Origin of the sequence: Bradyrhizobium valentinum (genome assembly GCF_001440405.1) — a bacterium.
GTDB lineage: Bacteria > Pseudomonadota > Alphaproteobacteria > Rhizobiales > Xanthobacteraceae > Bradyrhizobium > Bradyrhizobium valentinum.
On sequence record NZ_LLXX01000021.1, the window covers coordinates 41,696 to 54,876 of the forward strand.

The window sequence follows — 13,181 nt, forward strand, 5'->3', positions numbered from 1 at the left end:
CGAACAAGCGCGCAAGCTGGTGGAGAGCGATGAAGTCCTGCTCATCTTCAATCCGCTCGGTACACCACCGAACACGGCGATCCAGAAATACCTCAACACCAAGAAGGTGCCGCAACTGTTCGTTGCGACCGGCGCCACCAAGTGGAACGACCCGAAGGACTTCCCCTGGACCATGGGCTGGCAGCCCAACTACCAGAGCGAGTCGGCGATCTATGCGAAGTACATTCTGAAGAACAAACCCGATGCCAAGATCGCGGTGCTCTATCAGAACGACGACTACGGCAAGGACTATCTCAAGGGTTTCAAGGACGGCCTGGGCGACAAGGCAGCCTCGATGATTATCGTCGAGGAAAGCTACGAAGTATCGCAGCCGACCATCGATTCGAACATCGTCAAGCTGAAGTCGCTGAATGCCGACGTGTTCTTCAACGTCTCCACGCCGAAGTTCGCCGCGCAGGCGATCAAGAAGATGAACGAGATCGGCTGGAAGCCAATGCACTTCCTCAACGGTGTCTCCTCCTCGATCGGCAGCGTTATCAAGCCAGCAGGCTTCGAGAATTCGCAAGACATCATCTCCTCAAACTATCTCAAGGATCCGACGGATGCGGAGTGGAAGAACGACGCAGGCATGAAGGCATGGAACGAGTTCCTGGACAAATATTACCCGGAAGCCAATCGTACGGACATCTTCGTGATGTATGCCTATACGGTTGCACAGGGCCTCGAGCATGTGTTGAAAGCCAGTGGCGACAATCTCACGCGCGCCAATGTCATGAAGCAGGCCGCGAGCATCAAGGACCTCCAACTCGGCGGCTTGCTGCCGGGCATCAAGGTCAACACGTCAGCCACTGACTTTGCTCCGATCTCGCAGGTGCAACTGATGCGATTGAAAGGTGAGACCTGGGAACGCTTCGGCGAAATTCTCTCGGATGACGTCGGCGGCTAGCGCCGCTCGCGAGCTCTGCTGAAGATGCAGCCCCTGCGGCTTTTACCGCAGGGGCTTTTTGTTTGTGAGGCTTCCGGCAAGATGCTAATCACGCCGCTGTCAAAAGAGCCTCGTTAAGAGGCCTGGCAGTTACATTAAGAAATGAAAACGGGAGAGACAGAAATGTCCGCAATAAAAAAACTGGCTATTCTTTCAGCCGCGTTTGGACTACTCGCCGCGACGTCAGGCGGCGCGCTTGCACAGAAGAAATACGATCCGGGTGCGAGCGACACGGAAATCAAGATCGGCAACATCATGCCCTACAGCGGACCGGCTTCCGCCTATGGCGTGATTGCCAAGACCGAGGAAGCCTATTTCAAGAAGATCAACGCCGAGGGCGGCATCAACGGCCGCAAGATCAACTTCATCAGCTATGACGACGCCTACAGCCCGCCGAAGACGGTGGAGCAGGCCCGCAAGCTGGTCGAGAGCGACGAAGCGCTGATCGTCTTCAATCCGCTGGGCACCCCGCCGAACACGGCGATCCAGAAATACCTCAACAGCAAGAAGGTGCCGCAACTGTTCGTCGCTACCGGCGCCACCAAGTGGAACGATCCCAAAAGCTTCCCGTGGACGATGGGCTGGCAGCCCAACTACCAGAGCGAGACGCAGATCTACGCCAAGTACATCCTGAAGAACAAGCCGGATGCCAAGATCGGGATTCTCTATCAGAACGACGATTACGGTAAGGACTACCTGAAGGGCTTCAAGGACGGGCTCGGCGCCAAGGCGGCGTCGATGATCGTGCTGGAGGAAAGCTACGAAGTCTCCGAACCGACCATCGACTCCCACATCGTCAAGCTGAAGGCGTCAGGCGCCGACGTGTTCATCAACATCACCACGCCGAAGTTCGCGGCGCAGGCGATCAAGAAGAATGCCGAGATCGGCTGGAAGCCGCTGCACTTTCTCAACAACGTTTCGGCCTCGATCGGCAGCGTGATGAAACCGGCCGGCTTCGAGAATGCGCAGGACATCATCTCGTCCAATTACCTTAAGGATACGTCTGATCCGGAGTGGAAGAACGACCCCGGCATGAAAGCTTTCGACGAATTTCTGGCCAAATACTACCCCGAGGCCAACAGGATCGATAGCTTTGTGATGTACGGGTACACAGTCGCGCAGGGCCTCGTGCATGTGCTCAAAGCCAGCGGCGACAATCTCACCCGCGAGAACGTCATGAAGCAGGCGGCCAGCATCAAAGGTCTCGAGATCGGCAGCTTGCTGCCGGGTATCAGGGTCAACACCAGCGCTACCGACTTTGCCCCCATTTCGGCGGTCCAACTTCAGAAGTTCAAAGGCGAGACCTGGGAACGCTTCGGCGAAGTGATCGATGCCGAAGTCGGCGGCTAATCGAAAAATCCTATCGACCGATTGGTAGCCATTAACGCCCCCGCGGTCTGCCCCGCGGGGTTTTCTTTTGCCGCGATTGGATGGATAAACTGACTTCCCGTCCCTCTTCGTCCCCGAGCAGACATGACCGACCGACGTTCCCTCTTGCGTACGATCTTTGACGCGGCCGTTGCGGCCGCGCATCCCGACGTCGTGCTCTCGGCGCATCTGCGCCCGGCGCCAAAGGGTCGGGTGATCTGCCTCGCCGCCGGCAAGGGAGCCGCGGCCATGGCTGCTGCTGCCGAACGGCACTACCTCGATACGCTGGGCCTCGATCCGTCGCGCCTGACCGGCATCGCCACCACGCGCCACGGCCACGGCGTGCCGACGCGGCGGATCAGGGTCGTCGAGGCCGGCCATCCGGTGCCCGACGAAGCCGGGTTGAAAGCCGCAGACGAAACCCTGCGTCTCGCCGCTGAGGCAACCGCGGACGATCTGTTGCTGGTGCTGTTGTCCGGCGGCGGCTCCGCGAACTGGATCGCGCCGGCCGACGGCGTTTCGTTCGCGCAGAAGCAGCAGGTGAACCGCGCGCTACTCCGTTCGGGCGCACCGATCGGCGAGATGAATATCGTCCGCAAGCATCTGTCGCGGATCAAGGGCGGCCGGCTGGCCCGCGCCGGACAGCGCGCCGCCGAAATCGTGACGCTGGCGATCTCCGACGTGCCGCATGACGATCCGTCCGCGATTGCATCGGGACCGACGGTGCCGGATCCAAGTACACTGGCGGACGCCCGCGCGCTGGTGGCGAAATATAATCTCAGGGTTGACGATGCCGTCAGGCGCGCGCTCGAGGATCCCAGGAACGAGAGCTGCAAGCCCGGCGATGGCGCGTTTGCCCGCGCGCAATTCGAGATGATCGCGAAACCGAAGGCGTCGCTCGACGCGGCAATCAAGGTCGCAAAGGACGCGGGATACGAGGTCATCGGCCTAGGCGCGGATCTCCAAGGCGAGGCGCGCGATGTCGCGGCTGACCATGCGCGGCTGGCGCTGCAGGCGCGCAGCGAGGGCAAGCGCACCGCCATCCTGTCGGGCGGCGAACTCACGGTGACCGTGCGCGGCAATGGCCGTGGCGGCCCCAACCAGGAATATGCGCTGGCGCTGGCGGACCTTCTGAAGGACACAACCGGTATCGTGGCGCTGGCCGCAGACACCGACGGCGCCGACGGCGGCGCCGGTAGCGCAACCGATCCGGCCGGCGCCGTGATCGACCAGATGACATTTGCGAAGATGAAGTCGCTCGGCCTCGACCCTGCGGCCTATCTCGCCAACAACGATGCGACCGCATTCTTTTCAGCCACCGGTGATCTCCTGCTGACGGGCCCGACGCTCACCAACGTCAATGACGTCAGGGTGATCTTGGTCGACCCCGCCTAGGTTTCGGGGCAGTCGCCGGCATCCTGTACGTGCGATCACGGCGTTAACGCTTTGTTGAGCAAGCTGCGAGGAACCGGCGCGCATTGCCCGGTCTCGAAGATGCAATTCACCAGCTTGGCCTTCTAATGCCCGTTCTCCTGGAGGAGGAGCGCCGCCGATAGCGGCTGGGGAAACGCTGTATGACGGATCACGGCCAGATAACCGCCCCACGGTCGGCGCATTTGAGTGCGCGGCTCGAAGAGGCGGTCAACCATTTGTCGCTCGGCATCGTCGTCTTCGACGAGAAGCGCGAAGTCGTTTTCTGCAACGGTCGTTACAGGGAAATGTACGGGCTCTCGCCTGAACAGGTGAAGCCGGAGACACCGACCCTTGAGCTGATCCGGCATCGGCTGAAGCTTGGCCTGAAGTTGCAGGCCGAGCCTGATGATTACATCCGCGAGCGCATAGGCCGCGACATCGCACTCGACACCACGGTGCAGGAGTTCACCGACGGCCGGATCATCGCCTACACCGTCTACCCGATGCCCGACGGCGGCGGGATGGCAACCCACGAGGACATCACCGAGCGTGAAGAGCTCAATGCCCGGCTGAAGAAGCAATACGAACTCGGCAAGGAGCAGAAAGAGGCCCTGCGCGTCAGGAATTTCCAGTTCGATACCGCGATCAACAACATGTCGCAGGGGCTTTGCTTCTTCGATTCCGACCATCGCCTGATCGTGTGCAACGATCGCTTTGTCGAGATGTACGATATCGCACCCGAGCGCGTCAGCCCCGGCATGTCGCTGGTCGAGATCGTCGACCTGCGCTTCGAAGCCGGCAGTTTCCCCGCCATGACGCGGGACGAATATCTGCGCTGGCGCACCAACGTCGCGGTTTCCAACGAAGCCAAAGACAGCATCGTCGAACTGAAGAACGGGCGCACCTTCAAGATCCGGCACCGGCCGATGCCCGGCGGCGGCTGGGTCGCCACGCATGAGGACATCACCGAGCAGCGCCAGTCCGAAGTCAAGATCGAGTACATGGCGCACCACGATGCGCTGACTGATCTGGCCAATCGGGTGCTGCTGAACGACCGGCTCCAGCACGCGCTCGGCCGGGTTCAGCACGGCGAAATGGTGGCCGTCCATCATCTCGACCTCGATCAGTTCAAGGCCGTGAACGATACGTTCGGCCATCCCTGCGGCGACAAGCTGCTCAGGATCGTCGCTGAACGGTTGCGCTCCCTCGTCGGCGAGGCCGATACGATCGCGCGGATGGGAGGCGATGAATTCGTGATCGTGCAGGCCATGATCGCGGACCCCGCCGACGCCACTTCGCTGGCACAGCGCGTCATCGATGCGCTGAGCGAGCCCTATGACATCGATGGCCAACAGGCCGTGATCGGTGTCAGCATCGGTATTTCGGTCGGCCCCGGTGACGGATCGAACCCCGACAAGCTGCTGCGCAACGCCGATCTCGCGCTCTACCGCGCCAAGAGCGACGGCCGCGGCACGTTCCGCTTCTTCGAACCCGCCATGGACCTGCAGATGCAGACCCGTCGCATCATGGAGCAGGAGCTGCGCAGGGCGCTGCCGAGAGGCGAGTTCGAGCTGCACTACCAGCCGGTCGTCAACCTCGCGAGCAAGGAAATCAGCGGCTTTGAAGCCTTGATACGCTGGAATCATCCGACCAAGGGGATGATCTCGCCGGCCACCTTCATTCCGCTGGCCGAAGAGATTGGCTTCATCGTTCCGCTGGGCGAGTGGGTCATCCGGCAGGCCTGCGCCACCGCGGCGCAATGGCCCGGCGACCTTCACGTCGCCGTCAATATTTCAGCGATGCAGTTTCGCAGCCCCGGCCTGATGCAGGTGATCATCAGCGCGCTCGCGGCTTCCGGCCTCGCGCCGACGCGGCTGGAGATCGAAATCACCGAAACCGTTCTGCTGCACAACAAGGAAGCGACGCTCGCGCTGCTGCATCAGTTGCGCGCGCTCGGGATCCGGATCGCCATGGACGATTTCGGCACCGGATATTCGTCGTTGACCTATCTGCAGAGCTTTCCGTTCGACAAGATCAAGATCGACCGTTCGTTCGTCAAGAACATTACCGAGAATTCGAGCTCGCTCAACATCGTGCGGGCGGTTGCCGCGCTCGCCAACGGCATGGGCATGACGGCTACCGCCGAGGGCGTGGAAACCGCGGAGCAGCTCCACAGCATCGCTTCCGAAGGATGCACCGAGATGCAGGGCTTCCTGTTCAGCCGGCCGCTTCCCGCCGCCGAGATCGAGCGGCAATTTTTGTCGGGACGCGGGTCGCGCGAGGTTAAGGGCCGTATCGTCGCGGCGTGATTGCTCACTATCACCGTCATTCCGGGGCGCGAAGCGAACCCGGAATCTCGAGATTCCGGGTCTGGTCCTTCGGACCATCCCGGAATGACAGGCGCATCTCAAAACTCCGCCGCGATCTTCGACAGCATTGCGAGCAGTGCCACGCGGTTGGCGGGGCCCAGCAATTCGTTGAGGCGCGCCTCGTGCTTGGTGGCAACGAGCTTCTTGGCGCGCGCCAGCACCGCCCTTCCCTTGTCGGTCAGAACCAGAATGTGCGAGCGGCGGTCGTTGGTCGAGCGCATCCGGGCGCAGAGGCCGCGGCTCTCCAGCGCATCCAGCATCGATACGAAATTCGGCCTGAGGATGCCGAGCGTGTTGGCGATTTCGGTCTGGTTGCGCCCGGGATTGCGGTCGAGCAGCAGCAGCACGGAGAATTGCGCCGGCGTCAGTTGCAGCGGCGCGACGCAGCGCAGGAAATCCTCGAACACCTTGAGCTGTGCACGCTTGAGCGAATAGCCGAGCAGGTCAGCCAGCTCGCCCAGTTGCAGCCCGGCATTATCAGCGGCGCCGTCCACAGCGCCGCCCGCAATTTCCTTGCCGTTGCTGCGCGACGGCTTGACGGCATCGGTAGCTGCCTTGGAAACTGTCATGGCGTGAGACTCGCACCCGAAAAAAGGCTAGGCCGGTGGCCGGGGCCTTGATGTTATATTTGATAATTGTTATTGAATATATCAAATATCGGCAACTTTCAACTGCCGAGAGATATGGGACGGCCGGCCGACCGCGCGAGGTCAGGACCGGCGACGCTTTTAGGGGGAGCGCCAGTCTTGAACACGACGATCATGCTGTTCCTGCTGCAGGACGGCATCACCAATGGCGCGATCTATGCGCTGCTCGGGCTTGCGCTGGTGCTGGTGTTTGCCGTCACCCGCGTCATCCTGATCCCGCAGGGCGAATTCGTCACGTTCGGCGCGCTGAGCTACGCCATGCTGGCAACCGGTCAGGTGCCGGGCACCGCAAAGCTGGCGCTCGCCATGGGGATCGTCGCCTTCGGCCTCGACCTGTTTGATATCAGGCGGTCGCTACGGCCAACGCGGATTTTACGTGCCTTTGCCTTCAACATCGTCCTGCCCGCAATCATCCTCGCTCTGACCTACGGCCTTGCCGGCCCCAAGACGCCAATTGCGGTCAACATCGCGCTGTCGCTCCTGATCGTCGCCGCAATCGGGCTGTTCCTCTACCGCATCGCGTTCCAGCCGCTCGCCCATACTTCGGTGCTGGTGCTGCTGATCGCGTCCGTCGGCTGCCATCTCGCTTTGCAGGGCCTGGGCCTGGTGTTCTTCGGCGCCGAAGGCCTGCGCGGCCCGGCGCTGTCCAGCGCGGCGCTCACGATCGGGCCCTTGCGCTTCACGGGCCAGAGCCTTGCGGTCTACGGGCTGACCATCGCCTTCATCGTCGCGCTGTGGCTGTTCTTCGGCTTCACGCTGATGGGCAAGGCGCTGCGCGCCACTGCCGTCAACCGGCTCGGCGCCCGCCTCGTCGGCATCCGCACCACGCTGTCGGGACAGATCGCCTTCCTTCTGGCGTCCCTGATCGGCGCGATTTCCGGCATCCTGATCGTTCCGATCACTACGCTCTATTACGACACCGGCTTCCTGATCGGCCTGAAAGGCTTTATTGCCGCGATCATCGGCGGGCTCGTCAGCTATCCGCTGACTGCGGTGGCTGCCTTGATCGTCGGCAGCGTCGAGGCGTTCTCCTCGTTCTACGCCAGCAATTACAAGGAGGTCATCGTCTTTACGCTGATCCTTCCCGTGCTGGTGCTGCGCTCGCTCGCAGCGCCCGCGGTCGAGGAAGAGAAGGACTGACGCGATGAATCAGCGAACCCCTCTCATCATCTTCGCAGCTATCATGGCAGCGATCCCGTTCATTCCGGGCGTGCCGCCGTTCTGGATCGTGCTGCTCAACAATATCGGCCTCGCAGCCCTGGTAGCGATGGGGCTCGTGCTCCTGACCGGCGTCGGCGGCCTCACTTCATTCGGCCAGGCCGCCTTTTGCGGCTTCGGTGCCTACACCACGGCAGTGCTGACCACGGCCTATGGCGTTTCGCCATGGGTAACGCTGCCGCTCTCGCTTCTGGTCAGCGGCATCGCCGCGGTCCTGCTCGGCATCGTTACGGTGCGATTGTCCGGGCATTATCTGCCGCTCGGCACCATCGCCTGGGGCATCGCCTTGTTCTATCTGTTCAGCAAGCTGGAATTCCTCGGCCGCAATGACGGCATCTCAGGTATTCCGCCGCTCTCGATCGGCGGCTTTCGGATGCTCGATCCCGGCACGATCTATTTCGCGATCTGGATCGCGGTGCTGGTTTCGGCATTGCTGACCATGAACCTTCTGGACTCCCGCACCGGCCGCGCGATCCGCGCGCTGCGGCGCGGGCATATCGCCGGCGAAGCGTTCGGCGTGCAGACGCCGCGCGCCAAGCTGCTGGTGTTCGTTTATGCGGCTGTTCTCGCGGGCCTCTCCGGCTGGCTCTATGCGCATTTCCAGCGCGCGGCCAACCCGACCCCGTTCGGCGCACATGCCGGCATCGAGTATCTCTTCATCGCCGTGGTCGGCGGCGCTGGCTACGTCTGGGGCGCGGTGCTCGGCGCAGGGATCGTCGTGATCCTCAAGGAGATCCTGCAGAGCTACCTGCCCTATATTTTTGGCGGCCAGAGCCAGCTCGAGACCATCGTGTTCGGCATCCTGCTGGTCGTTTTGCTGCAACTGGCGCCGACCGGCGTCTGGCCCTGGCTGATGGCGCGATTGCCGATCAAGCTGGCCCGCAAGACACCCGACACCTCGCTTCCCCTTGCCGCGCGCGTGCGCGCGCCGGCTTCGTCCGCCGCGCTGCTGCAGATCGAGAAAGCGCGCAAGCAGTTCGGCGGCGTGATCGCCGTCAACGACGTCTCCTTCGACGTCCGCTCCCGCGAGATCGTCGCCCTGATCGGGCCCAACGGCGCCGGCAAGAGCACGACCTTCAACCTGATCACGGGCGTGCTGACGACGACCGGCGGCACCATCTCGGTGCTCGGCAACAAGGTCGACAACGCTCCGCCGCAGGAAGTCGTCAAGCTCGGCGTCAGCAGAACCTTCCAGCACGTCAAGCTGGTGCCTGACATGACCGTGCTGGAGAACGTCGCGATCGGCGCGCATCTGCGAGGCTCTTCGGGCGCGATATCAAGCATGTTTCGGCTCGACCGGGCCGATGAGGCGAAATTGCTGGCGGAAGCCGCGCGCCAGATCGAGCGCGTCGGCCTTGGCGACCAGATCGACCAGTTGGCGGGCAGCCTGTCGCTCGGTCAGCAGCGTATCGTCGAGATTGCGCGGGCGCTGTGCGTCGATCCGTTGCTGCTGCTGCTCGACGAACCGGCCGCCGGACTGCGCCATATGGAAAAACAGCGGCTCGCTGCGCTACTCCGTCAATTGCGCGACGGCGGCATGTCGGTGCTGCTGGTCGAGCACGACATGGGTTTTGTGATGGATCTCGCCGACCGCATCGTGGTGCTCGATTTCGGCACCAAGATCGCCGAGGGCACGCCGGCTGAAATCAAGACCAACCCCGACGTGATCAAGGCCTATCTCGGAGCTGCCGCATGAGCGCGCTGTTATCGGTCTCCGACGCCCACGTCTCCTACGGCAAGGTCGAAGCCGTGCGCTCGGTTTCGCTTCAAGTTGCCGACAACGAGATCGTCACCATCATCGGCGCCAACGGCGCCGGCAAGTCCACGCTGTTGAACGCCATCATGGGCGTCCTGCCGCTCAAGGGCGCCACTGCGTTTGCCGGCATCGACATGGCGCCGCTCGACATCGAGGATCGCGTTGCGGCGGGCCTCAGTCTCGTGCCCGAGCATCGCGAACTGTTCGGCACCATGAATGTCGAGGACAATCTGCAACTCGGCGCCTTCCGGATTCCGAAGGCCACGGCAGCAACATCGTTCGAGCGCGTCTACACGCTGTTTCCGCGGCTGAAGGAGCGGCGCAAGCAACTGGCCGGCACGCTCTCCGGCGGCGAGCAGCAGATGCTGGCGATGGGCCGCGCCCTGATGGGCGCGCCAAAACTGTTGATGCTGGACGAACCGAGCCTCGGCCTCGCCCCGATCATCGTTGCCGACATCTTCCGCACCATCGGCGAACTGCGCGCCGCCGGCGTCTCGGTGCTGCTGGTCGAGCAGAACGCGCAGGCCGCCCTGCAAATCGCCGACCGCGCCTATGTGATGGAGCTCGGCGAGTTCATCTTGAGCGGATCGGCAAAGGATATCGCGAGCAACCAGCGCGTCGCCGCGAGCTATCTCGGCTTTCAGCACGAAGGCGCGAGCGGGATTTAGGGAGACGTCGCTTTTACTAACGAGATCTTAAGGCTGTTAGGAAGCTGCTTCTGACTTCCGCACAAATTAGGGCGGGCAAAGGCGCTCATCGCGCTTTGCCCACCCTGTCAGACCTCATCCTGAGGAGCGGCGTCTTCGCCGCGTCTCGAAGGATGAATGGCACCGGCGGGGCCTCATGGTTCGAGACGGCGCTTTCGCGCCTCCTCACCATGAGGGTTTGATAGTTGCCCCAGCCTTACTTCGCCGGGACGTACTTTCCGTCCTTCACGGTCAGGATGATGCGTGAGCGGTCGTCGAGGCCGTAGCGATCCTTTTCGGTGAAGTTGTAGACGCCCTGGCTGGCCGCGATTTCCTTCTCGGACATCAGCGCCAGGCGGATCGCCTCGCGGAATTCCGGCGTTCCCGGCTTCGCCTTCTTCAACGCCACAGGCACCACGCGCTTGAGCACTTCGAAGGCGTCGTAGGAATGGCCGGCGAACTGGCTGCGGCTGTTGGCGCCATACTTGGCCTCATAGGCGGTGTTGAGCGCGAGGCCCGGCTTCTTGGTCAGCGCGCTGTCGGGCTGGGTTTCCGGTGACATCACCGGACCGGACGCCATGATCACGCCCTCGGCCGCTGCACCTGCGATGCGGATGAAGTCCATGCTGGCGGCGCCGTGGGTCTGGTAGATCAGGCCCTTGTAGCCGCGCTCGCGCAGCGCGCTCTGCGGCAACGCTGCGGCGGTGCCGGAGGCACCGACCAGAATGGCGTCGGGATTGGCGGCGACCAGTTTTAGCACTTGGCCCGCGACCGACGTATCGGGACGAGCGTAGCGCTCTTCGGTCACCATGGTCAGGCCCATCGGAACGGCCTGGGTCTTGAAGTCGTTGACCCAGAGATCACCGTAGGAATCGGAGTAGCCGATATAGCCGACGGTCTTGATGCCGTGCGCCTTCATGTGCTCGTACAGCACCTTGCCCATGATCGGGATCGGCTGCGGCATGGCGACTGACCATTTCATGCGCGCTTCGTTGATCGGGAGCGGCGCGAGGCCGAAATGCGGAATCCCCGCCTCGTTCGCGACGGTGGAGACGGCAACCGTCGGCGGCGTCGTCGAGGAGCCCATGATGATGTCGGCCTTGGATTCCGTTACGAACCGTCGCGCATTGGTGGTGGCCGTCGTCGGGTCACCGCCATCGTCAAGCACGATGATTTTGATCGGCACGCCGCCAATTTCCTTCGGCACGAAATCGAGCGAGTTGCGTTCGGGAATGCCCAAGGCAGCCGCGGGCCCGGTCGTGGTGACGGTGATGCCGATCGTGATTTCGTTGGTCTGCGCAACCGCCGGCGAGCCCGGCAAGGCGAGAGTCGCTACAATTGCTGCAGCGGACAGAAAGGCCTTCTTCATTCATTCCTCCCTTGATTATCTATTTATCGTCTCGTTCTTAGTACGCGCTTTCTTTACGCGAACCGGTACCCACTTCGCTCGAAAACGCTATGAAGCAAAAACCGGCTACGAATTCAGCCCCTTCTTTAGGTCATGCGGAGGACTGAGTCAGCCCCGAGGAGGCCGAGTCAGCCCCGCATGAATCGTTCGATGATCTCCGGCGGCATCGGCGCCGATTTCAGCTTCGCGGGATCGTCCGGATGACGGCCGACCAGCACACGGGTCTCGAATGCCTCGATCGCCAGCGCCTCCCCCTTGAACACGTTATGGATCACCTCGAAGCTGGATCGCTTGAAACTCTCGATCCGGCTTTCGATTCTGATCCAGTCGCCGTGGGTCGAGGGGATGTGGAATTTCGCCCGCGTGTCCACCATGGGGATGCCGACCAGGCCATATTTGTGGATGAGGTCCTGCTTCGAATAACCGGCCGCTTCGAACATGATCGACGTCGAATCGTCGAACATCGCGAAATAGCGCGGGTAGTAGACGATGTTGGCGGGGTCGCAGTCGCCCCATTGGATCTGTACGTCGCGCCGGTTGACGAACATGGGATATCCCTAGCGCGGCGCCATGCGAAGCGCGGCATCGAGCCGCACCACTTCGCCGTTCAGGTAAGGATTGTCGATCATGTGCAGCGCCAGCGAGGCGAACTCATCGGCCTGACCGAGGCGGCGCGGGAACGGGATCGAAGCGGCAAGCGAGTCCTGCGCTTCCTGCGGCAGGTTGGCGAGCAGGGGCGTGAGGAAGAGGCCCGGCGCGATCGTCAGCACGCGAATGCCGAACTGCGCCAATTCGCGCGCGATCGGCAGCGTCATGGCGACGATGCCGCCCTTGGAGGCTGAATAGGCGGATTGCCCGATCTGGCCGTCATAGGCCGCGACCGAGGCGGTTGAAATCACCACGCCGCGTTCGCCGGTCGCAAGCGGCTCCAGCTTCGACATCGGCGCCGTCGCCAGCCGCAGCATGTTGAAGGACCCGATCAAATTGACCTTGATCACCTTGTCGAAATCGCCGAGCGCCATCGGCCCGTCCTTGCCGATCACCCGCTTGGCGACGCCGATGCCGGCGCAGTTGACCAGCACGCGCGCCGGCCCATGGGCCGCCGCAGCCTTGGCGATTGCGGCTTCCGCCGAGGCTGCATCGGAAACGTCGCAGGTCACGGCGACGCCGCCGATCTCGGCGGCAACGGTTTCGGCAAGCTGGGCATTGAGATCGCAGATCGCAACCTTGGCGCCCTGCGCCGCGAGCCGGCGCGCGGTCGCTGCGCCCAATCCCGATGCGCCACCGGTGACGATGGCGGCCTGGTCCTTCAACTGCATGGTGCTCTCCCT

At 62.5% G+C, this 13,181-nt stretch carries 11 protein-coding genes; 7 read left to right on the top strand and 4 right to left on the bottom strand.

The window, feature by feature from the left end:
- The 4 genes from CP49_RS02295 to CP49_RS02310 all read left to right on the top strand — a co-directional run.
- Window positions 1–946: ABC transporter substrate-binding protein (locus tag CP49_RS02295; RefSeq protein ID WP_245310448.1), on the top strand; the 946-nt coding region annotated here is incomplete at its 5' end.
- Window positions 947–1,108: 162 nt separating this feature from the next.
- Entirely contained in the window at window positions 1,109–2,335 is a 1,227-nt protein-coding gene (locus tag CP49_RS02300; RefSeq protein WP_057848679.1) for an ABC transporter substrate-binding protein, read from the top strand.
- Between the two features lie 123 nt (window positions 2,336–2,458).
- A complete protein-coding gene (locus CP49_RS02305) occupies window positions 2,459–3,748 on the top strand; it encodes a glycerate kinase type-2 family protein (RefSeq protein WP_057848680.1) in 1,290 nt (429 codons plus the stop codon).
- Window positions 3,749–3,927: 179 nt separating this feature from the next.
- Window positions 3,928–6,075: a sensor domain-containing protein gene (locus CP49_RS02310; RefSeq protein WP_057848681.1), complete on the top strand. Its 2,148-nt coding sequence runs from the start codon at window positions 3,928–3,930 to the stop codon at window positions 6,073–6,075.
- 98 nt (window positions 6,076–6,173) lie between these two features.
- Here CP49_RS02310 and CP49_RS02315 read toward each other — a convergent pair whose 3' ends face one another.
- Window positions 6,174–6,704, bottom strand: coding sequence for a MarR family winged helix-turn-helix transcriptional regulator (locus tag CP49_RS02315; protein ID WP_057848682.1), 531 nt, complete (start codon window positions 6,702–6,704; stop codon window positions 6,174–6,176).
- Window positions 6,705–6,881: 177 nt separating this feature from the next.
- On the opposite strand from CP49_RS02315, the gene CP49_RS02320 reads away from it, so the two are divergent.
- Genes CP49_RS02320 through CP49_RS02330 form a run of 3 tightly spaced genes read left to right on the top strand, consistent with a single transcriptional unit; the run spans window position 6,882 to window position 10,424 of the window.
- Window positions 6,882–7,922 carry a branched-chain amino acid ABC transporter permease gene (locus CP49_RS02320; RefSeq protein WP_057848683.1) on the top strand — a complete coding sequence of 347 codons (1,041 nt, stop codon included), beginning with the start codon at window positions 6,882–6,884 and terminating at the stop codon, window positions 7,920–7,922.
- A gap of 4 nt (window positions 7,923–7,926) precedes the next feature.
- Window positions 7,927–9,696, top strand: a complete 1,770-nt coding sequence (locus tag CP49_RS02325; RefSeq protein ID WP_057848684.1) for a branched-chain amino acid ABC transporter ATP-binding protein/permease — start codon at window positions 7,927–7,929, stop codon at window positions 9,694–9,696.
- The gene (locus CP49_RS02330) at window positions 9,693–10,424 is read left to right on the top strand and encodes an ABC transporter ATP-binding protein (RefSeq protein WP_057848685.1); all 732 of its coding nucleotides are present in this window, start codon (window positions 9,693–9,695) and stop codon (window positions 10,422–10,424) included. The genes CP49_RS02325 and CP49_RS02330 overlap by 4 nt, the downstream gene beginning before the upstream one ends.
- A 235-nt stretch (window positions 10,425–10,659) precedes the next feature.
- Here the strand turns inward: CP49_RS02330 and CP49_RS02335 are convergent, their stop codons facing one another.
- The 3 genes from CP49_RS02335 to CP49_RS02345 all read right to left on the bottom strand — a co-directional run bounded on the left by CP49_RS02335 (window position 10,660) and on the right by CP49_RS02345 (window position 13,169).
- Window positions 10,660–11,811 (bottom strand): ABC transporter substrate-binding protein, encoded by a 1,152-nt coding sequence (locus CP49_RS02335; protein WP_057848686.1) that lies wholly within the window; start codon window positions 11,809–11,811, stop codon window positions 10,660–10,662.
- 167 nt (window positions 11,812–11,978) lie between these two features.
- The gene (locus CP49_RS02340) at window positions 11,979–12,398 is read right to left on the bottom strand and encodes an acyl-CoA thioesterase (protein ID WP_057848687.1); all 420 of its coding nucleotides are present in this window, start codon (window positions 12,396–12,398) and stop codon (window positions 11,979–11,981) included.
- Between the two features lie 9 nt (window positions 12,399–12,407).
- Entirely contained in the window at window positions 12,408–13,169 is a 762-nt protein-coding gene (locus CP49_RS02345) for an SDR family NAD(P)-dependent oxidoreductase (RefSeq protein ID WP_057848688.1), read from the bottom strand.
- Window positions 13,170–13,181 lie beyond the last annotated feature (12 nt).